18 protein-coding genes and 1 pseudogene are annotated in these 20,704 nt (G+C 71.6%); 11 read left to right on the top strand and 8 right to left on the bottom strand.

Going from position 1 to position 20,704, the window contains the following annotated elements; genetic code table 11:
* The first annotated feature begins 32 nt into the window (after window positions 1–32).
* Complete coding sequence (locus PZB75_RS05770; RefSeq protein ID WP_275534201.1) at window positions 33–611, top strand: dienelactone hydrolase family protein; 579 nt, start codon at window positions 33–35, stop codon at window positions 609–611.
* 93 nt (window positions 612–704) lie between these two features.
* Here PZB75_RS05770 and PZB75_RS05765 read toward each other — a convergent pair whose 3' ends face one another.
* The 3 genes from PZB75_RS05765 to PZB75_RS05755 all read right to left on the bottom strand — a co-directional run bounded on the left by PZB75_RS05765 (window position 705) and on the right by PZB75_RS05755 (window position 3,827).
* Window positions 705–1,526: a thioredoxin domain-containing protein gene (locus PZB75_RS05765; RefSeq protein WP_275534200.1), complete on the bottom strand. Its 822-nt coding sequence runs from the start codon at window positions 1,524–1,526 to the stop codon at window positions 705–707.
* Between the two features lie 50 nt (window positions 1,527–1,576).
* On the bottom strand, window positions 1,577–2,302 hold the full coding sequence (locus tag PZB75_RS05760) for a hypothetical protein (protein WP_275534199.1): 726 nt from the start codon (window positions 2,300–2,302) through the stop codon (window positions 1,577–1,579).
* Between the two features lie 184 nt (window positions 2,303–2,486).
* Entirely contained in the window at window positions 2,487–3,827 is a 1,341-nt protein-coding gene (locus PZB75_RS05755) for a DUF2252 domain-containing protein (protein WP_275534198.1), read from the bottom strand.
* A gap of 167 nt (window positions 3,828–3,994) precedes the next feature.
* On the opposite strand from PZB75_RS05755, the gene dnaE reads away from it, so the two are divergent.
* Window positions 3,995–7,540 carry a DNA polymerase III subunit alpha gene (gene dnaE, locus PZB75_RS05750; RefSeq protein ID WP_275534197.1) on the top strand — a complete coding sequence of 1,182 codons (3,546 nt, stop codon included), beginning with the start codon at window positions 3,995–3,997 and terminating at the stop codon, window positions 7,538–7,540.
* Between the two features lie 79 nt (window positions 7,541–7,619).
* On the opposite strand, the gene PZB75_RS05745 is transcribed toward dnaE, so the two are convergent.
* A complete protein-coding gene (locus PZB75_RS05745) occupies window positions 7,620–7,796 on the bottom strand; it encodes a hypothetical protein (protein ID WP_275534196.1) in 177 nt (58 codons plus the stop codon).
* A 289-nt stretch (window positions 7,797–8,085) separates the two neighbouring features.
* Between PZB75_RS05745 and PZB75_RS05740 the strand changes: the two genes are divergently transcribed.
* The 4 genes and pseudogenes from PZB75_RS05740 to PZB75_RS05725 all read left to right on the top strand — a co-directional run.
* Entirely contained in the window at window positions 8,086–9,348 is a 1,263-nt protein-coding gene (locus PZB75_RS05740) for an NYN domain-containing protein (RefSeq protein WP_275534195.1), read from the top strand.
* Window positions 9,349–9,514: 166 nt separating this feature from the next.
* A complete protein-coding gene (locus tag PZB75_RS05735) occupies window positions 9,515–10,489 on the top strand; it encodes an ABC transporter ATP-binding protein (protein WP_275538604.1) in 975 nt (324 codons plus the stop codon).
* 208 nt (window positions 10,490–10,697) lie between these two features.
* Window positions 10,698–11,444 carry an ABC transporter permease gene (locus tag PZB75_RS05730; protein ID WP_275538603.1) on the top strand — a complete coding sequence of 249 codons (747 nt, stop codon included), beginning with the start codon at window positions 10,698–10,700 and terminating at the stop codon, window positions 11,442–11,444.
* Window positions 11,445–11,478: 34 nt separating this feature from the next.
* Window positions 11,479–12,090: pseudogene (locus PZB75_RS05725) on the top strand (ABC transporter permease); the annotation flags it as partial.
* Window positions 12,091–12,468: 378 nt separating this feature from the next.
* Here PZB75_RS05725 and ybaK read toward each other — a convergent pair.
* The 4 genes from ybaK to PZB75_RS05705 all read right to left on the bottom strand — a co-directional run bounded on the left by ybaK (window position 12,469) and on the right by PZB75_RS05705 (window position 16,553).
* A complete protein-coding gene (gene ybaK, locus PZB75_RS05720; RefSeq protein WP_275534194.1) occupies window positions 12,469–12,969 on the bottom strand; it encodes a Cys-tRNA(Pro) deacylase in 501 nt (166 codons plus the stop codon).
* 17 nt (window positions 12,970–12,986) lie between these two features.
* Complete coding sequence (locus PZB75_RS05715) at window positions 12,987–13,736, bottom strand: LON peptidase substrate-binding domain-containing protein (RefSeq protein ID WP_275534193.1); 750 nt, start codon at window positions 13,734–13,736, stop codon at window positions 12,987–12,989.
* Window positions 13,737–13,741: 5 nt separating this feature from the next.
* Window positions 13,742–14,779 (bottom strand): hypothetical protein, encoded by a 1,038-nt coding sequence (locus PZB75_RS05710; protein WP_275534192.1) that lies wholly within the window; start codon window positions 14,777–14,779, stop codon window positions 13,742–13,744.
* 172 nt (window positions 14,780–14,951) lie between these two features.
* Entirely contained in the window at window positions 14,952–16,553 is a 1,602-nt protein-coding gene (locus tag PZB75_RS05705; protein ID WP_275534191.1) for an oxidoreductase, read from the bottom strand.
* Between the two features lie 159 nt (window positions 16,554–16,712).
* On the opposite strand from PZB75_RS05705, the gene hisD reads away from it, so the two are divergent.
* From hisD to hisH, 5 genes are all read left to right on the top strand, one after another.
* Entirely contained in the window at window positions 16,713–18,044 is a 1,332-nt protein-coding gene (gene hisD, locus PZB75_RS05700) for a histidinol dehydrogenase (protein WP_275534190.1), read from the top strand.
* Window positions 18,041–19,177: a histidinol-phosphate transaminase gene (locus PZB75_RS05695; RefSeq protein ID WP_275534189.1), complete on the top strand. Its 1,137-nt coding sequence runs from the start codon at window positions 18,041–18,043 to the stop codon at window positions 19,175–19,177. Before hisD ends, PZB75_RS05695 begins: the two co-directional genes overlap by 4 nt.
* A 105-nt stretch (window positions 19,178–19,282) precedes the next feature.
* Window positions 19,283–19,876 (top strand): imidazoleglycerol-phosphate dehydratase HisB, encoded by a 594-nt coding sequence (gene hisB, locus PZB75_RS05690; RefSeq protein WP_275534188.1) that lies wholly within the window; start codon window positions 19,283–19,285, stop codon window positions 19,874–19,876.
* Window positions 19,873–20,040, top strand: coding sequence for a hypothetical protein (locus tag PZB75_RS05685; RefSeq protein WP_275534187.1), 168 nt, complete (start codon window positions 19,873–19,875; stop codon window positions 20,038–20,040). The genes hisB and PZB75_RS05685 overlap by 4 nt, the downstream gene beginning before the upstream one ends.
* 12 nt (window positions 20,041–20,052) lie before the next feature.
* Window positions 20,053–20,694, top strand: a complete 642-nt coding sequence (hisH, locus tag PZB75_RS05680; protein ID WP_275534186.1) for an imidazole glycerol phosphate synthase subunit HisH — start codon at window positions 20,053–20,055, stop codon at window positions 20,692–20,694.
* Window positions 20,695–20,704: the final 10 nt, after the last annotated feature.

The following is a 20,704-nucleotide window of genomic DNA, read 5'->3' as shown; positions in this document are numbered from 1 at the left end:
CGTTCTGCATGCTCTGGATGCCGACTGGCACCATGACTCCCATGAACATCATGCTTTTCCACTCGACATACGGTCTGCGGCCCGCTGTGCACGCCGCCGCCGACCGGCTCCGGTCTGCCGGACACGAGGTGCGCGTGCCCGATCTCTTCGAGGGGCACACCTTTGAGACGGTCGAGGAGGGAATGGCCTTCAAGGAGGAAGTGGGCACGGACGAGCTGCTCAGGCGCGCGGTGCTGGCCGCCGCGCCCCATTCCGACGCCGGTCTGGTCTACGCGGGTTTCTCCCTCGGCGCGGCCATCGCGCAGACCCTGGCGCTCGGCGACGCGAAGGCGCGCGGGCTGCTGCTGCTCCACGGCACGTCGGACATCGCGGAGAACGCGTCGGTGGAGGAGCTGCCCGTACAGCTGCATGTGGCGGACCCGGACGCGTTCGAGACGCACGACTGGCTGACGGCCTGGTACCTGCGGATGCAGCGGGCGGGCGCCGACGCGGAGATCTACCGCTACCCGGGCGCCGGGCACCTGTACACGGACCCGGACCTGCCGGACTTCGACAAGGCGTCGGCCGATCAGACGTGGAAGGTCGCGCTCGGTTTCCTCGCCACCCTCTGAGGCCGGTACGGGCTGCGGCCCTGGTGCCGCGCCTGGTACCGGACGCCGAAAGGGGGCCCGCGGTCGGCGGGCCCCCGGCGTCGACCGGTGTGATCAGCCCTTGAGGGCCTTGGCGATCGCGGTGGTGTAGTCCGGCACGGTCATCGGGGCGTTCTTCTGGCCCTCGGCGGTGATCGTCTTGCCGTCCATCTTCAGCGTCGGTGTGCCCGTCACACCGCTGTCCTGGAACTTCTTGGACATCTTCATCGCCCAGCCGTCGTACGTGCCGTCCTTGACGTTCTTCTGGAACGCGGCGTTGCCCTTGAGCGCGTCCACCGAGTTCGCGATCTCGATCAGGTACTCGTCCTTGGAAAGCTTGTCGTCCGTCTCCTCCGGGTGGAACTTCGCGGAGTAGAGCGCCGCCTTGTAGTCGAGGAACGCGTCGGAGCTCACGTCGAGCGCCGCGCCGAGCGCGCTCAGGGCGTTCTTGGAGCCGGTGCCGTTGGAGGACTTGTCGCCGTCGAGGAACGTGGCACCGATGTACTGGATCTTGTACTTGCCCGCCTCGACGTCCTTGCGGACCGTCTCGCCGACGGTCTGTTCGAACGTGGCGCAGACCGGGCAGCGCGAGTCCTCGTACACCTCCAGCGTCTTCTTGGCCGCCGGCTTGCCGATGACGACCGTCGTGCCGTCGTCGCCCGAGGTGTTCTTCGGCGCCGTGATGTTCTTCTCGTCCGCGACGGAGTCCCAGTGGGAGGGCTTGTTCATCTCCATCACGGCGTAGCCGACGCCGCCGGCGACCGCCAGGACGGCGACCACCGAGACGGCGACGACGACCTGCTTGCGGATCTTGTCCTTCTTGGCCTGGCGCTCGCGCTCGGCGCGCAGACGGTCGCGGGCCGCCGCCTTGTTGGCCTGGCTGTTGCGGTTGCTCATGGTGTCTTCTCCGTGGTGATGCTGGGGGGTGTCGGTCGGGAAACGCGTGCTCAGGCGGTGGCACAGGCCGAGCGCGGCGGTCCCCTCCGTCCCACGGAGTGCACGAGAAGACGGGCCTGCGGAAGAAGCAGCGGCGCCCGGTGGGCGGGGCGCGCGCCCCGGCGCACGAGGGCGCGGGCGGTGCCCACCACGGCGACCGCGGTCAGCAGCGGCCGGAACGCCAGGAGGGCGACCGTCCGCATGAGCCCGGCGAGCGCGGACTCCCCGCGCCGCAGCCAGGCCGCGGCGAGCAGACCGACCGTCACATGCGCGGCGAGCAGCAGCCACGGCACGGCGGGGCCGGGGGACGCGAGCAGGGCCGCGGTCCCGTCGCCGGCCCCGGTCACCCCGGCCAGCGGGGTGCCCACCGCGCCGACCGACGCGAGGTGCGCCGGGCCCAGATCCCCGCCGCCGCACAGCACGTCGACGCCGACCGAGCGCAGCGGGCCCGCGATCGGACCGCCCGCCGCGCCGTAACAGAGGTGCTGACCGGTGGTGAAGACGGTGTCCGCCGCCAGTTCGAGCGGTACGAGGAGTCCGGCTATCGCTCCGAAACCCCGCTCCCGGCCCGCCAGCGCGTACGCCGTGACGAAGACCGCGCCCGCCATCGCGCCGACCATGGTCAGCGGCAGCGGCACCTGGGAGAGCAGCACATGGGACGCGGCGGACAGGGTCACGACGAGCGCTGTGAAGAGCGCCGCGCGAACCGTCCTGAACTGCGTCCTGGTGATGTCCATCGTCGAGGAGTGTGCCATGCGTACGCGTAAGCGATACCTCAAGGGGCCCGTCGTCCTCACAGACTCCGCACAGACCGGCCCCGCCGGGGCCTCCGCCGCCCCCTGCCCCCGCCCGTCCCGCCCGCCTCGCCCGTCCGGTCCGCCCTGTCCGTCCCGTTCCCGTCCGCCCGGCCCGTCCGCCGTCCTACCCGTCCAGGCCGGGTACCCGGCCGCCGCGGAACAGGTCCACGAAGATCCGGTGGTCGGCGCGGGCGCGCGCCCCGTAGCCGTGCGCGAAGTCCACCAGGAGGTCCGCGAAGCCCTCCTCGTCCGCCGCGATCGCCGCGTCGATCGCGCGTTCCGTGGAGAACGGCACCAGCGAGTGCCCGCTCCTGTCGCCCGCCGCCGCGTGCGCCGTCGCCGTCACCCTCCCGAGATCGGCGACCACCGCCGCGATCTCCTCCGGCTCGTCGATGTCGGACCAGTCCAGGTCCACGGCGTACGGCGACACCTCGGCGACCAGCTGCCCGGCCCCGTCCAGCTCCGTCCAGCCCAGCCACGGGTCGGCGTGCGCCTGGAGGGCACGCCGCGAGACCACCGCGCGGTGCCCCTCGTGCTGGAAGTACCCGCGCACGGCCGTGTCGTCGACGTGCGGCGAGACCGCCGGGGTCCGCGCCCGTCCGAGCCGGATCACCACATCGTGCTCCAGGGCGTCGCTCCCGCCCTCCAGCAGGATGTCGTACGAGGGCGGCCCGGCCGGACCGGCGCCGACGCCCCGCCTTCCCACGACGTCCTTGACCCGGTACGAGTCGGGGTGGGCCAGGCTCGACTCCGGAAGCGTCTCCAGATAGCCGTCGAACGCGGCCAGCACCTTGTACCGCGCCGCCGCGTCCAGATCGACGGCTCCCGACCCCGGCGCGAACCGCCGCTCGAAGTCCCGGATCTCCGTCAGCGAGTCCAGCAGTCCGGAGCGGGTCAGCGACCGGGCGTCCCGCAGCGCGTCCAGGAGCGGGCCCTCGGCCGTGTCCAGGGTGAAGGGCGGCGTCTCGTCGTTCTTCGCGCCCGTCGCCAGCGCGTGCACCCGCTCGCGGTACGCCCCCGCGTAGATCCGGACCAGCTCGGTGATCCGGTCGTCGGACAGCGCCTTCGCGTGCCCGAACAGGGCGACGGACGCGGCGAAACGCCGCAGGTCCCAGGTGAAGGGACCGACGTACGCCTCGTCGAAGCCGGTCACGTGGAGGACCAGCCGGCCGGTGGAGTCCAGGTACGTGCCGAAGCTCTCCGTGTGCAGATCGCCGTGTATCCACACCCGCGAGGTGCGCTCGTCGAGATACGGGCCCGTCGCCGGGCCGCCGTACTCCCGCTCCAGGTCGTCGTAGAACAGACAGGCCGTCCCGCGGTAGAAGGCGGACGCCGATCCCGCCATCCTGCGGAACCTGGCCCGGAAGGCGGCCGGATCGGCGGCCAGGAGCCCACCGAACGCCGTCCCGAGGACGGCGAGAATCCGCTCCCCGCGCTGCTCCGCGCCGAGCTGCGTGACCGACATCGCTGGGTGCCTCCCGTGCCTGATGACCATGACAAATCGGACTGGTGTCCGCATCCGTACAACGCGCGGCCGGGACCGGGAGTGCCCCGCGTCCGTCACCGCGGCGACGTAGACTTCCACGCTGTCCCCCCAGTCCGTCATCGCCAGCTCCCCGGAGGTCCGACGCCGTGACCAAGCCGCCCTTCACGCACCTTCACGTCCACACCCAGTACTCGCTGCTGGACGGGGCCGCGCGGCTGAAGGACATGTTCGAGGCGTGCAACGAGATGGGCATGTCGCACATCGCGATGACGGACCACGGCAACCTCCACGGGGCGTACGACTTCTTCCACTCGGCCAAGAAGGCGGGTGTGACACCGATCATCGGCATCGAGGCGTACGTCGCCCCGGAGTCGCGCAAGCACAAGCGGAAGGTGCAGTGGGGACAGCCGCACCAGAAGCGCGACGACGTGTCCGGCTCGGGTGGTTACACCCACAAGACGATCTGGGCGTCGAACCGGACCGGGCTGCACAACCTCTTCCGGCTGTCCTCCGACGCGTACGCCGAGGGCTGGCTCCAGAAGTGGCCGCGCATGGACAAGGAGACCATCGCCAAGTGGTCCGAAGGCCTGATCGCGTCCACCGGCTGCCCCTCGGGCGAGGTGCAGACCCGGCTGCGGCTCGGCCAGTTCGACGAGGCGGTCCAGGCGGCCTCGGACTACAAGGACATCTTCGGCGAGGGCAGGTACTTCCTGGAGCTGATGGACCACGGCATCGAGATCGAGCGCCGGGTCCGTGACGGGCTCCTCGAAATCGGCCGGAAGCTGGACATCCCGCCGCTCGTCACCAACGACTCGCACTACACGTACGCCAACGAGGCGACGGCGCACGACGCGCTGCTGTGCATCCAGACCGGCAAGAACCTCTCCGACCCGGACCGCTTCCGCTTCGACGGCACCGGCTACTACCTCAAGACCACCGACGAGATGTACGCCGTCGACTCGTCCGACGCCTGGCAGCAGGGCTGCGCCAACACCCTCCTGGTCGCCCAGCAGATCGACACCGAGGGCTGGTTCGAGAAGCGCGACCTGATGCCGAAGTTCGAGGTCCCCGAGGGGTACACCGAGATCACCTGGTTCCAGGAAGAGGTCAAGACGGGCATGGCCCGCCGCTTCCCGGCCGGTATCCCGGAGGACCGGCAGAAGCAGGTCGAGTACGAGATGGACATCATCATCCAGATGGGGTTCCCGGGGTACTTCCTGGTCGTCGCCGACTTCATCATGTGGGCGAAGAACAACGGCATCGCGGTCGGCCCGGGCCGAGGCTCCGCGGCCGGTTCGATCGTCTCGTACGCCATGGGCATCACCGACCTCGACCCGATCGAGCACGGCCTGATCTTCGAGCGGTTCCTCAACCCCGAGCGCATCTCGATGCCGGACGTCGACATCGACTTCGACGAGCGCAGGCGCGTCGAGGTGATCAGGTACGTGACGGAGAAGTACGGCGCCGACAAGGTCGCCATGATCGGCACGTACGGCAAGATCAAGGCCAAGAACGCGATCAAGGACTCCGCCCGCGTCCTCGGCTACCCCTACGCGATGGGCGACCGCCTCACCAAGGCGATGCCCGCCGACGTCCTCGGCAAGGGCATCGACCTCAACGGCATCACCGACCCCAAGCACCCGCGCTACAGCGAGGCGGGCGAGATCCGGGGGATGTACGAGAACGAGCCCGACGTCCAGAAGGTCATCGACACCGCGAAGGGCGTGGAGGGCCTGGTCCGTCAGATGGGTGTGCACGCGGCCGGCGTGATCATGTCCAGCGAGACGATCACCGACCACGTCCCGGTCTGGGTGCGGCACAGCGACGGCGTCACCATCACGCAGTGGGACTACCCGCAGTGCGAATCGCTCGGCCTGCTGAAGATGGACTTCCTGGGGCTGCGCAACCTCACCATCATGGACGACGCCATCAAGATGGTGGAGGCCAACAAGGGCATCAAGCTGGAGATGCTGGCCCTCCCGCTGAACGACCCGAAGACCTACGAACTGCTCTGCCGCGGTGACACGCTCGGCGTGTTCCAGTTCGACGGCGGTCCGATGCGTTCACTGCTGCGCCAGATGCAGCCCGACAACTTCGAGGACATTTCCGCCGTCTCGGCCCTCTACCGGCCGGGCCCGATGGGCATGAACTCGCACACGAACTACGCCGAGCGGAAGAACGGCCGCCAGGAGATCACCCCGATCCACCCGGAGCTGGAGGAACCCCTCAAGGAGGTCCTCGGGCTCACCTACGGCCTGATCGTCTACCAGGAGCAGGTCCAGAAGGCCGCCCAGATCGTCGCCGGGTACTCCCTCGGCGAGGCCGACATCCTGCGCCGGGTGATGGGCAAGAAGAAGCCCGAGGAGCTGGCGAAGAACTTCGTCCTCTTCGAGGCCGGGGCCAAGGAGAAGGGCTTCTCGGACGCGGCGATCAAGGCGCTGTGGGACGTCCTGGTGCCGTTCGCCGGATACGCGTTCAACAAGGCGCACTCGTCGGCGTACGGTCTGGTCACCTACTGGACCGCGTACCTCAAGGCGAACTACCCCGCGGAGTACATGGCGGCGCTGCTGACCTCGGTCAAGGACGACAAGGACAAGTCGGCGGTCTACCTCAACGAGTGCCGCCGCATGGGCATCAAGGTGCTGCCGCCGAACGTCAACGAGTCGGTGTCGAACTTCGCCGCCCAGGGTGACGACACGATCCTGTTCGGCCTGACCGCCATCCGCAACGTCGGGCAGAACGTCGTGGACTCGATCATCCGGTCCCGCAAGGCGAAGGGGAAGTACAGCACCTTCCCCGACTTCCTCGACAAGGTGGAAGCGGTCGTCTGCAACAAGCGGACCGTGGAATCGCTCATCAAGGCCGGCGCCTTCGACGAGATGGGCCACACCCGCAAGGGCCTCGTCGCCCACCACGAACCGATGATCGACAACGTGGTGCAGGTCAAGCGCAAGGAGGCCGAGGGACAGTTCGACCTCTTCGGCGGCATGGGGGAGGCGGAGGACGGGCCGTCCGAGCCGGGCTTCGGGCTCGACGTCGAATTCTCCGACGTCGAGTGGGAGAAGTCCTACCTGCTCGCGCAGGAACGGGAAATGCTCGGCCTGTACGTCTCCGACCACCCGCTCTTCGGCATCGAGCACGTCCTCTCCGACAAGTCGGACGCCGCGATCTCCCAGCTGACCGGCGGGGAGCACGCCGACGGCGCGATCGTCACCATCGGCGGCATCATCTCCGGCCTCCAGCGCAAGATGACCAAACAGGGCAACGCCTGGGCCATCGCCACCGTCGAGGACCTGGCCGGTTCCATCGAATGCATGTTCTTCCCGGCCACCTACCAACTGGTCTCCACCCAACTGGTCGAGGACACCGTCGTCTTCGTCAAGGGCCGCCTCGACAAGCGCGAGGACGTCCCGCGGCTGGTCGCCATGGAGATGCAGGTCCCCGACCTCTCGTCGGCCGGGGCCAACGCCCCCGTCATCCTGACCATCCCCACGGTGAAGATCACCCCGCCCATGGTCAGCCGCCTCGGCGAGGTCCTGAACAGTCACCGGGGCAACACCGAGGTACGGATCAGGCTCCAGGGCCCCCGCAAGACCACCGTGCTCCGGCTCGACCGGCACCGGGTCCAGCCCGACCCGGCCCTCTTCGGCGACCTGAAGGTGCTGCTCGGCCCGTCCTGTCTGGCCGGCTGACCGTACGACGCACGACGGAGGGAGGAGCGGTCCCGCGAAGGCGGGACGCCCCTCCCTCCGTGCGCGGGCGGAACACCGGTCAGTTGTGGCCGAACCGTTTCTGCTGCTTACGGGACACATCGCCGCCACTCTGCGACTCCGGCCGCGCCTGTGCCTGCGCCTCGTAGGAGGTCGACTTCGCCTCCTGCGCACCGCGCTCGGCGGCCGAGGCGCGGTCCTGCTGGGCGCTCTGTTTGCGGTTCTTGTTCTTGGCCATGGTGTGCCTCCGTGAGGGGACTAGGGTCCGGGGCCGCTGTCAGATTCACATAGCGCAGGAAACGCCGCATTTTGGATCATTAACACCCAAGGTGAGGGCGTATAATCTGCCGATTCCCCGTTCCGCCACGCCGATGATCCAGTTCCGGCCGTTAACCCCAGCGCTGTCGGGCAGACTCGAAGGAAACCCTGAGTAAGACGGACCGGTGACTACGGGTACGTGTCGGCCCCCGTGACGCCGCGCCTCCCCGCCGATCCGTCGGGACCCGTTCCCGAATTCCTGGAAGAGGGTGGAACGCGTGGACCGTTGCGTCGTCCTGGTGGACGCCGGCTATTTGCTGGGCGCAGCCGCCAGTCTGCTGGCCGGAGAGCCCGCCCGGTCCCGCATCACCGTCGACCACGCGGCTCTGATCCAAGGACTGCGCGAGGGGGCGGAGGCGGACACCCGGCAGCCGCTGCTGCGGATCTACTGGTTCGACGGCGCGCCCGACCGCGTCCCGCAGCCGGAGCACCGACGACTGCGCGTGATGCCCCGGGTGACGGTCCGGCTGGGCGCGCTGACCAGGAGCGACGGACGCTGGGCGCAGAAGGGCGTCGACGCGGCGATGCACGCCGAACTCACCGAACTGGCCAGGAACCGGGCCTGTTCCGACGTGGTGCTGGTGACCGGGGACGGTGATCTGCTGCCGGGCCTGATGTCCGCCAAGGAGCACGGCGTGGCCGTGCACCTCTGGGCCGTCCAGGCCGCCGACGGCGACTACAACCAGTCCGAGGACCTGGTCGCCGAGGCCGACGAGCGGCGGGTGCTCGACCGGGTGTGGATCACGAAGGCGGTACGGGCCAAGGAGACCGGCGGATACTGTTCGCCGACGCCCACGCCCCGTCCCGAGATCGCGGCGATCCTCTCCGCCCCGCTGCCCGAGGCCGCGCTCGCCGCCTCGGCCGAGCGTGCGGCGGCGACGCGCACCGCCCCGGCCGACGAACCGGCGCCGCCGGCCGGCGACGAGACCGACGAGATCCCCGGGGGCCAGGGGGGCAGAACCGTCCCCACCCCGAAGGACCTGGCGGGCACCCTGCGCGGCCCCGGCGCCCCGGCCGCCCCGCAGCCGCCCCAGACCCCACAGCCGGTCCCGTCCGCGACCCTGCGCTGGTCCTCCGACAAGGGCTGGGTGGAGCGGGGACCGCTCGGCGAGCCCGCCGAGACCGCGTCCTTGCCGACGCTGGCCCAGCTCACCAGCGCCGAACAGCGCTGGGCGGACCGCGAGGAGGACATCACCACGGTCGGTGGTGACCCCTTCGAGGTGGGCCAGGTCTTCGCGAGACGGTGGATGGAACGGCTGCCGGAGACCGTCCACGTCCAGAAGCTGTCGACCATGTACCCCCGTATCCCGCACCGCATCGACGGCGAGCTGCTGCGGTACGCGGCACGGTTCGGCCTGCTCGCCCACAAGGACGACCAGATCGACGAGCACGACCGGTACGCGATCCGGGCGGGCTTCTGGCGCGAGATCGACGTGCGCGCCGCGGCCGACCCGGTCACCGCGCGCGAATAGTCCGGCGGTGGCCGGAATCCGACCCGATCCGCCCCGGGCACGATCCGGTGCGCCGCACCCGGTGCGCCGCCCCGGGCCGCCCCGGGCGCGGTCGGGGGCGCCGCACCCCGTACCCTCGTACCTCGTGAGTACGGGCACAGCACAGGCGCAGACGGAGGCCGGGACCGTGTGCGCGGTGCGTGACCTGGTCAAGACCTATCCGGCCGCCCGCGGCCGGCGCGGCGCACCGGACACGCCCGAGGTGCGCGCTACCGACGGGATCAGCCTCGACGTCCGGCGCGGCGAGATCTTCGGGCTGCTCGGTCCCAACGGCGCCGGGAAATCCACCCTGGTGCGCCAGCTCACCGGGCTGATGCGCCCCGACTCCGGGACCGTCGACGTCCTGGGGCACGATCTCGTACGCCACCCCGAGCGGGCCTCCCGGCTGATCGGCTACCTCGGGCAGGAATCCACGGCGCTGGACGAGCTGACGGTGTCACTGGCCGCCGAGACCACCGGCCGGCTGCGCGGCCTCGCCGTGCGGGAAGCCCGCGCCGAGCGGGACGCCGTGCTCGACGAGCTGGGACTCACCGCCATCGCCGGACGCCCGCTGAAGAAGCTCTCCGGCGGGCAGCGGCGGCTCGCCTGCTTCGCCGCCGTCCTGGTCGGGGAGCGGCCCGTACTCGTCCTCGACGAACCGACCACCGGCATGGACCCGGTCGCCCGGCGCGCGGTGTGGGCCGCCGTCGACCGGCGCCGGGCCGAGCACGGCGCCACGGTACTGCTCGTCACCCACAACGTGATCGAGGCGGAGACCGTCCTCGACCGGGTCGCCGTCGTCGAACGCGGCAAGGTCATCGCCTGCGACACCCCGACCGGGCTCAAGCAGCGGGTCGCGGGCGAGGTCCGGGTCGAGCTGGTCTGGCGCGACCGGGCGCCCCTGGACGTGCCCGAGGTGGCCGCGCTGCGCGCGTTGGCCCAGGAGTCCGGGCGGCGCTGGGTGCTGCGGCTGGGGCCGGACGAGGCGCGGGCCGCGGTCGCCGCGGTGACCGGCGGGGCGGCGTTCGCGGCCCTGGACGACTTCACCCTGGCCACGCCCAGCCTGGAGGACGTGTACCTGGCGCTCGGCGGGGGCGCGGACAAGGGGCTGGTGAAGGCATGAGCGGGCACCGACCGAAGAGGAGCAGCGCCAGGTGACGAGCATCGTTCCCGCCGAGAGCGTGTCCGGACGGCTGCGGGGCACCGGTGAACGGCCCGGCTCCGGGAGGACCGGGGCCGCTCACGCCGCGGCCGACGCCGGTCCGGGGCGTGAAGCCGGGGCCGGGCCGGGTTCCGGCACGGGTACGGGTACGGGCGAGGGGGCCGCGCCGCTGGCGCCGCGCGCCCGGCTGTTCCCGTCACTGGCCGCCGTGTACCGGGCCCAGCTGTCCCGGGCCAGGGTGGCCCGCATCCCGCTGCTGTTCGTGGCGACCTTCCAGTCCGTCGGGATCATGGTCCTGATGCGCGGGGTCGTCGACGGCGGTTCGGAGGCGCGGGCGGTGGTCGCCGGGTCCAGCGTGCTGGTGGTGGCGTTCGTCGCGCTCAATCTGCTGGCCCAGTACTTCGGGCAGCTGCGGGCGAGCGGCGGTCTCGACCACTACGCCACGCTGCCCGTCCCGCCGGCCTCGGTGGTCCTCGGGGCGGCGGGGGCGTACGCCTCGTTCACGGTGCCCGGCACGATCGTCACGGCCGTCACGGGCAGTGTGCTCTTCCAGCTCCCGATGACGCACCTCTGGGTGCTGCTCGCCGTGATCCCGCTCTCCGGGGCGGCGCTCGCCGGTCTGGGCGCCGCGCTCGGACTGCTCGCGCCCCGGCAGGAGCTGGCCACCCTGCTGGGCCAGCTGGGCATGTCCGCCGCGCTGCTGCTCGGGGTGCTGCCCGCCGAACGGCTGCCAGCCCCGATCGGCTGGGCCCGGGACCTGCTGCCCTCCACCTACGGTGTCGAGGCGCTGGCCCGCTCCTTCGACGCCCACCCCGACTGGGCGGCCGTCTGCCTCGATCTCGCGGTCTGCGCCGTGGTGGGCGTCCTCTCGCTGGCCGTGGCCACATGGGCGTACCGCCGGGCAGCGGTCCGGTGAGGCGGGGCACAGGTCCGCCTGGCACCATGGCACGGTGACCGCACCTCTGACGCCGCCTCACCAGCCGCCGCCCCACGATCCCTGGCAGTCCCCGCGGTGGGGAGGCGAGCCGCACCCCGCACCGGGCTCAGGTGACGGCGAGAAGACGGATCTGCCGGCGGAGCTGGGGCAGGCCGCCGCGGTCGCCGCGCTGGTGACGGTCCTCGGCGTCGGACTCGGGCTGCTGTGGCTGTGGCTGGCGCCGCGGGTGCCGTTGATCGCGGACTCCCAGGCCGTGTTCCTCCAGGACAGCGAGGGCGAGGAGGCGATCGGGGCCGACGGCACCTTCGCCCTGCTCGCACTGGGCTTCGGTGTGGTGACCGCGTTGCTCGTCTTCTGGTTCCGCAGGCGCGGCGGCATCGCGGTCGTGGCCGCTCTGGCGATCGGCGGGGTGCTCGGTTCGCTGCTGGCCTGGCGGCTGGGCATCTGGCTCGGACCCACCCAGGACGTGGTCGCCCACGCGCGGTCGGTCGGCAAGGGCGTCGTCTTCGACGCCCCGCTGAAGCTGAACGCGAAGGGGGTGCTGCTGGCGTGGCCGATGGCGGCGATGATCGTGCACCTCGCGGTGACGGCGGTGTTCGCGCCACGCGAGCCTATGCCGGAGTGGGGATACCCGGGGGGCGCGCCGGGGACGTGGGCCGGGGTGGGGACCGGCGCGGGACCGTGGGCCACGCCGGGCGCGGGTACCGGCGGTGGCGGTGACGGCGATACCGGTCCGGGTGCGGCCACGGGTACCGGGGGCGACGGCGGTACGGGCGCGAGCGCGGGCGCCGCGCCCCCCGACGTGCCCCGGGACGCGTCACACGAGGCGTCGCACGACACCGCGTACGACACGCCCCGCAGCGGGTCCGAGGACGGCTCCGGCGATCCCGGTGGACCGACGCCTCCGGCCAAGCCCTGAGCGCTGAATCCCGAGCCCGAGCCCGAGCCCTGAACCCCGAGCCCGAGCCCTGAACCCCGAGCCCGAGCCCTGGGCGCCGACCCCTCAGCCCCGGCCGATCGGGGCGAAGGCCGCCGACGTGAGCGCCGCCAGGTCCGTCGGGGACAGCTCGACCTCCAGTCCCCGGCGGCCCGCCGAGACGCAGATCGTCGGATGGGCGCGGGCCGACTCGTCCAGCACCGTGCGCAGCCGCTTGCGCTGGCCGAGGGGCGAGATGCCGCCCCGTACGTAACCCGTCGTGCGTTCCGCCGTCGCCGGGTCCGCCATCGCGGCCCGTCTGCCGCCGACCGCCGCCGCCAGCGCCTTGAGGTCGAGTGACCCCGCGACCGGTACGACCGCCACGGTGAGTTCGCCGTCCACATCGGCGACCAGCGTCTTGAACACCCGGTCGGGGGAGACCCCGAGTGCCCGCGCGGCCTCCTCGCCGTACGAGGCGGACGCCGGGTCGTGCTCGTAGGCGTGGACGGTGAACGAGGCGCCCGCCGAGGTCAGCGCCACCGTCGCCGGTGTGCCGCCGGGCTGCTGCTTCTTCGTCTTCTTCGGCACGGAACGGTCCCGTTCGGTCAGTTGGGGTGCGTCGGCGCCCGGGTCAGGTCCACGGCGGGCAGCGACGGCAGATGCCGGATCACGGCGGTCTCCGCGCGCAGGAGCGTCAGCTCCTCGCGGAGCCGGGTGGCGGTGTCCGGTGCCTGCAGCAGCCGCTGTTTCGTCGGGATGTCGAGAACGACCGCCGCGGCCACCAGGTACGAGACGACCGACGGGTCGTCCGGCAGCTCCGAGCCCGTGGTCAGGGACCGTTCGCTGGCTCCGGCGAGCCGCTTCTGGTAGCTCCGGAAGGCACGCAGGACGCCCTCGGCGAGCGCCCCGGCCTCCTCCCCCTGCTCCTCTTCCAGCTCCTCCAGCTCGGCCGTCAGATACGGGCCGCTCGCGTCGACGGAGAGCAGCCGGACCCGGGTGGTGCCGGTCGCGAGGATCTCGAAGCTGCCGTCCGCGCGTTCCCGGATCTGCGCGGTGTCCGCGACACAGCCGATCTCGTGGAACGCCTGGAGGGGGTCGGGGCCGAAACCGTCGGACGGGCCGCGCTCGGTCCGTGGGGCGAGGGCCGTCGGGTCCGGCATGCCGGTGGCCGTCGGCGCTGTCTCGTGGCCGTCGCGGATCGCGACCACGACGAAACGGCGCGGCTCGTTCTCGTCGGCCTTCAGCAGCTCGCGCATCATGGAGCGGTAGCGCTCCTCGAAGACGTTCAGCGGGAGCACGAGGCCCGGGAACAGCACCGCGTTCAGCGGGAAGAGGGGGAGACGAGCTGTGGTCACAACGGTCAAGCGTAGTGCTCCCGGGACCGGCCGTGGTCGCCGCTGTCCCGCAGGGGCTTCATGGCGGCCACCCGCTGACGCGTTCCGTCCCTCGCGTCGAGGAACCTGCCGAGCGGATCGTCCGACACCGACGTCCACGGGAACGAGGTCGCGCACGGGCCGATCAGCCGGAACTGTTCCAGTGCCTCGGCCCAGCGACCCCGTACGACCAGCACGTATGCCAGCAGATTGCGCACCTCGGCGGTCCGGACGTCTCCCGGCCGGTGCGAGGCGGACAGCGTGATCGCCAGATCGGCGGCCGAGTCGATCCGCTCCTCCTGTACGGAGGTGAGCACGGCCCCCGTACCCGCGTCGAGCAGGAGTGCGAACGCGGCCCGCACCGGCAGCGCCTGTGCCAGGGATTCGGGCAGGGAGTCCTCGGCGGCCCGTTCGGCGAAGTCGAAGCACTCGCGGTGCGAGCCGTACCAGGCGGCGGAGAGGTAGCGCAGCGCCGCGACATGGCAGCCGTAGTGGTGGGGGGAGCGCCGGAGGGCCTGTTCCCACAGGGCCTCGAAGACGGTGTGCGTGGCATGGGTGCCGCGGGCGTGGTCGAGCGCCAGCCGCCAGGGCACCGGGTCCCGGGGATCGGCGTCGGCCGCCGCGGTGATCAGCGGACCCGCCTCGATCAGCCGTTCGGCGCGCACGGGTGACTCCCAGGCCCGGCGGACGGCCAGCTCCGCCTTGACGAGCAGCGCGTCGGGGTCGCGCGGCGCGGCGGAGAGCCAGTCGGTCAGCCAGCCGTCCCGGTTGCGCGCGAAGGTGACGAGGCGGCCGAGATAGCGGTCCCGGTCCTCCCACTCGGAGCCCTCGCGGGTGGTGGCGAGGAGCTTGCCGGCCGGTTCGTACTCCCCGAGGGCGGCCGCCACCAGCGCGGGCGAGAGCCGGTCGTCGGGGGCGTCGAGCAGGACCGACTCGGCCGGGGGCAGTCCGGCGGACAGGCGCGGCGTGTGCCGGACGGTGCGCGCGGTACGGAGCAGGGCGCGAAGAGACATGGTGCCGACCATTGAAAAGCGCTGCTGAGGGCCGTACCGGGGAGGCGCTGTGAAGCTTCTGTGCCGAGTGGGCGGGTTGCCCTGAATCGATTCAAGAGAGGGTAAAGAAACCTGCCGGAACTGGCTTGATCCGGCCCAACCGGAGCGACCTCCCCAAGGGAGGGGTAAGGGCGGCCCGGGTGTTTCAGCCGCGCCGCAGCAGCCGGGACGCGCCCGCCGCGACCGTGGTGGCCAGAATCCATCCCAGCATCACCAGCACCGCCGCCGCCCACTGCCAGCGGCCCGCCATCCGCCAGTAGCCGTCCTGGCCCAGGTTGATCACCGGGATCAGCAGATCCAGCGCGTACAGCGCGGGATTCCACTCCGGGTGCTCGTCCTCCTTGATCGGCGCCGGGCGGTGCTGGGCGAAGGCCACCGTCCCGGCCGCCCAGAGCACCGCCATCCACACCGCCGCCCGCCCCGGCCGGTAGCCGTACGCCACCGTCCAGTCCTGGAGGTGACCCCACATCCGGGCGGCGGGCGGCAGCGTCTCGCGCCGCCGCCGCTGCTTGGCGAGCAGCACCTCCCGGGCGTCCGAGTCCTCCCCGCTGCCGCGGAGCACGGCCGCCAGCCGCTCGTACGGATCGGGTACGTACTCCGGGGTCGCCGCCGACACCCACTCCAGCCGCCGGGAGAGCGGGAAGTGCCCGTACGGGACGAGGTTCTCGTACACGAAGCCGCCCATCGCCAGCCCGCCGGGCCCCGGCCAGCTCGTCGACATGTCGATGAGTGTGACCACCCGCGCGCCGTTCAGCACGACCCGGCCCTCCTCCGGGCGCTCGGCGTTGAACCGCAGCTCGGGAGTGACGATCCGGCGCATCGACAGCTCCTCGTGCGGCGCCAGCACGAACCGCGCCTGATGCAGGTCGACCGCGTCCCCGAAGCGCCCGTCGTCCAGCCGCACCCCGCCCCGGCAGGCGAAGTTCTGCGAGCGGGTGCCGCGCGCCGGGGTCCCGCCGCGCACGATGCCGTACGGGGGAGTGGTGCCCTGGACGCCGGTGTCGACGCTCACCCACGCCTCGCTCATGTACAGCGTCCGCTCCACCGACAGCTGCGGGGCGTTCAGGGCCCGCCGCCCCGCGGCGCCGCGCAGCCTGCTGCCGCGCAGGCTCAGCGAACCGCCCACCTTCGCCCCGCGCAGACTCAGCTCGCCCCGCGCCTCGACCATCTCCGCCTGGAGGTCCTGGCCGACCGCGAGACCGTCACCCGCCAGGGCGCAGCCCTGCCGGTCCGGACCGATGTCGATCTGGTTGAGGAGCAGATCCGTGCCGATCTGCGCGTCGGTGAGCCTGATCCCGCGCTCCACCCGGCAGCGCGGCAGATGCAGATCGCCCTCCGTGCGCAGCCGGGCCGCCTCCAGCCGGGGCACCGCGCAGCCGACCATCCGCAGTGTCGTGAAGTGACACTCGGGCAGCACCACCTCCTGCTCGAACCGGCACCCCGTCAGCTCGACGTACGGCGCCACCCGGCCCCCCGCGAGATCCAGCGTCCCGGTGATCCGCACGCCCCGGAGCTTCAGCGCCGCGACCCGCCCCGGCCTGGCCGGCGGGCCGCTCAGCAGCAACCGGGCCACCACCCGCGCCGCGACACTGCGCTCATGACCCCAGATGCGGGGCGCGAACGGATCGTCCTGCGCCGGGTCGTGCGTCCGCAGGTCGTACGTGCTGCCGTTCTGGAAGGACTGCCACATGCCCAGCTCGGCCGCGCTGAGACCGTCCGGGATTTCGCAGTCGTGCGCCTCGGTCACCGGCACTCCTTCCGCTCGCGGCCCGCACAGCGGACCGTAAAGCTGTTCTTCCCTCTCTGTGACCGTATGAACGCGGATGGTCAGCCGGTACGGCCGGGACATGTATCAGCCAGTGATACGGAGGACCGGGCGCCGAGAGCGGTCTGCGAGAATTGGAACGTGATCTCTCGAATCGATCTGCGCGGCGATGCCCTCCCCGAGGGCGGCGCCCTGCGCGACCTGTTGCCCCGTGCCGAGTTCGACGTGGAAGCCGCCCTGGAGACGGTGCGGCCCATCTGCGAGGACGTACGCCATCGCGGCTCGGCGGCAGTGATCGACTGGGGGGAGAAGCTCGACGGGGTACGGACCGGCTCGATCCGGGTCCCCGCCGCCGCGATCGCCGACGCGCTCGACCGGCTGGAACCCGCCGTCCGGGCCGCGCTGGAGGAGTCGATCCGCCGCGCCCGCCTCGTCCACCGCGAGCAGCGCCGCACCACGCACACCACCCAGGTCGTCCCCGGCGGCACCGTCACCGAGAAGTGGGTGCCCGTCGAACGCGTCGGGCTGTACGTACCGGGCGGGCGCTCCGTCTATCCGTCCTCCGTCGTCATGAACGTCGTCCCGGCCCAGGAGGCCGGTGTCGAGGGCATCGCCGTCGCGTCCCCGCCGCAGAGGAACCACGACGGGCTGCCGCACCCGACCATCCTCGCCGCCTGCGCCCTGCTCGGCGTGGACGAGGTGTACGCCGCGGGCGGCGCCCAGGCCGTCGCGATGTTCGCGTACGGCACGACGGGAGCCGACGGCTGCGCCCCCGTCAACCTGGTGACGGGACCCGGCAACATCTACGTCGCCGCGGCCAAGCGCCTCCTCAAGGGACGCATCGGCATCGACGCCGAGGCCGGCCCCACCGAGATCGCGATCCTCGCCGACGCCACCGCCGACCCGGTGCACGTCGCCGCCGACCTGATCAGCCAGGCCGAGCACGACCCGATGGCCGCGGCCGTCCTCGTCACCGACTCCGAGGAGCTGGCCGCCGCCACCGAGGCCGAACTGGCGCCCCAGACCGCCGCCGCCAAACACGTCACGGACCGGATCGGACCCGCGCTGGCCGGCCGCCAGTCCGCGATCGTCCTCGTCAACGACCTGGCGGACGGCCTCAAGGTCGTCGACGCCTACGGCGCGGAGCACCTGGAGATCCAGACCGCCGACGCGGCGGCCGTCGCCGGACGGGTCCGCAACGCCGGAGCGATCTTCGTCGGCCCCTGGTCCCCGGTCTCCCTCGGCGACTACTGCGCGGGCTCCAACCACGTCCTGCCCACCGGCGGCTGCGCCTGCCACTCCTCGGGCCTGTCCGTCCAGTCCTTCCTGCGCGGCATCCACATCGTCGACTACAGCCGCGACGCGCTCGCCGAGGTCACCCACCACGTCGTGACCCTCGCCGAGGCGGAGGACCTGCCCGCCCACGGCGCCGCGCTCAAGGCACGCTTCGACTGGAAGGTTCCGCAGCAGTGACCGGCAACACCACCCCCGCCACCCGCGTGGACGACCTGCCCGTCCGGGACGAACTGCGCGGCCAGACCCCCTACGGGGCGCCCCAGCTCGACGTACCCGTACGGCTGAACACCAACGAGAACCCGTACCCGCTGCCCGAAGCGCTCGTCGACCGGATCGCCGAACGGGTCCGCGAGGCCGCCCGCGACCTCAACCGCTACCCCGACCGGGACGCCGTCGAACTCCGTACCGAACTGGCCCGCTACCTCACCCGCACCGCGGGCCACGAGGTCGCCGCCGCCAACGTCTGGGCGGCGAACGGCTCCAACGAAGTGCTCCAGCAACTGCTCCAGACCTTCGGCGGCCCCGGCCGCACCGCCATCGGCTTCGAACCCTCGTATTCGATGCACGCCCTGATCTCACGCGGCACCGGCACCGAATGGATCTCCGGACCGCGCAAGGACGACTTCACCATCGACGTGGCGGCGGCCCGCGACGCCCTCGCCGAGCACCGGCCCGACGTCGTCTTCATCACCTCACCGAACAACCCCACCGGCACCGCCGTCGACGCCGGCACCGTCCTCGCGCTGTACGACGCCGCCCAGGCCGCCAAGCCGTCGATGGTCGTCGTCGACGAGGCGTACGGCGAGTTCAGCCACCGCCCCTCGCTGCTCCCGCTGATCGAGGGCAGGCCGCACCTCGTCGTCTCCCGGACCATGTCGAAGGCGTTCGGCGCCGCCGGACTGCGCCTCGGCTACCTCGCCGCCGACCCGGCCGTCGTCGACGCCGTCCAGCTGGTGCGCCTGCCGTACCACCTCTCCTCCGTCACCCAGGCCACCGCGCTCGCCGCCCTGGAGCACACCGATACGCTGCTCGGGTACGTCGCACAGCTCAAGAGCGAACGCGACCGGCTGGTCGACGAGCTGCGCGGCCTCGGCTTCGAGGTCACCGAATCGGACGCCAACTTCGTCCAGTTCGGCCGCTTCGCCGACAACCGCACCGCCTGGCGGCAGATCCTCGACCGGGGCGTCCTCGTCCGTGACCTCGGCGTACCCGGATGGCTGCGGGTCACCGCGGGCACCCCGGCCGAGAACGACGCCTTCCTCGACGCGGTACGAGGAGTCCAGAAGGAGCGCAAGGAGCACGACGCATGAGCCGCGTGCCGCACCGACCGGGGAGCGACACCCCCCGGACCCCGGCCGACGCCGGGCCGACCGTGATCCGGCCGTGTCGAGCCGGCACGACCAAGGAGTAAGCGCATGAGCCGCGTAGGCCGCGTGGAACGCACCACCAAGGAAACGTCCGTGCTCGTCGAGGTCGATCTCGACGGCACCGGCAAGGTCGACGTGTCGACCGGGGTCGGCTTCTACGACCACATGCTCGACCAGCTCGGCCGGCACGGGCTCTTCGACCTGACGGTCAAGACCGACGGCGATCTGCACATCGACTCGCACCACACCATCGAGGACAGTGCCCTCGCCCTGGGCGCCGCCTTCAAGCAGGCGCTCGGCGACAAGGTCGGCATCTACCGCTTCGGCAACTGCACCGTCCCGCTGGACGAGTCGCTCGCCCAGGTCACCGTCGACCTCTCCGGCCGCCCCTACCTGGTGCACACCGAGCCCGAGAACATGGCGCCCATGATCGGGGCGTACGACACGACGATGACCCGGCACATCCTGGAGTCGTTCGTCGCCCAGGCGCAGATCGCGCTGCACGTCCACGTCCCGTACGGCCGCAACGCCCACCACATCGTCGAGTGCCAGTTCAAGGCGCTCGCCCGGGCCCTGCGGTACGCCTGTGAGCACGACCCGCGCGCCGCCGGAATCCTGCCCTCCACGAAGGGCGCGCTGTGACCGGCCTCAACACCGTCCTGATCGTCGTCGGCCTCTTCCTGGCGGGCGGGGTCTACTCCTTCATCAAGCAGCAGATGCCCAGGAGCGTCGTCGTGCTGCTCGCGATCGGCTCCGTGATGTGCCTGGTCGCGGGAATCCTGCGCATCCAGGGACTCTGGGACTAGGAGAAGAGACCTGTGAGCGAGAAGAAGAAGGTCGTCGTCTTCGACTACGGCTTCGGCAACGTCCGGTCCGCCGAGCGGGCGCTCGTCCGCGTCGGCGCGGACGTCGAGATCACCCGGGACTACCAGCGGGCGATGGACGCCGACGGACTGCTGGTGCCCGGCGTCGGAGCGTTCTCGGCCTGCATGGACGGGCTGAGGAAGGCGCGCGGCGAATGGGTCATCGGCCGCAGGCTGTCCGGCGGCCGTCCCGTCATGGGCATCTGCGTCGGCATGCAGATCCTCTTCGAACGCGGCATCGAGCACGGTATGGAGACCGAAGGGCTCGACGAGTGGCCCGGCACGGTCGCCCCGCTCACCGCGCCGGTCGTGCCGCACATGGGCTGGAACACGGTGGAGGCCCCGGCGGACTCCCAGCTGTTCGCCGGCCTCGACCCGCGGGCCCGGTTCTACTTCGTGCACTCGTACGCCGTGCACGACTGGGACCTGGAGATCACCAACCCGAAGATCCGGGCCCCGAAGGTCGCCTGGACCACCCATGGCGAGCCGTTCGTGGCGGCCGTGGAGAACGGCGCCCTGTGGGCGACCCAGTTCCACCCCGAGAAGTCCGGCGACGCCGGCGCCCAGCTGCTGACCAACTGGATCGGAACCCTCTGATGCCCTCCCC

The sequence above is a fragment of the Streptomyces sp. AM 4-1-1 genome, assembly GCF_029167625.1.
Taxonomy (GTDB): domain Bacteria; phylum Actinomycetota; class Actinomycetes; order Streptomycetales; family Streptomycetaceae; genus Streptomyces.
The sequence above is the reverse complement of the archived record's forward strand: the minus strand, read 5'-3'. Positions and strand labels throughout refer to the sequence as shown.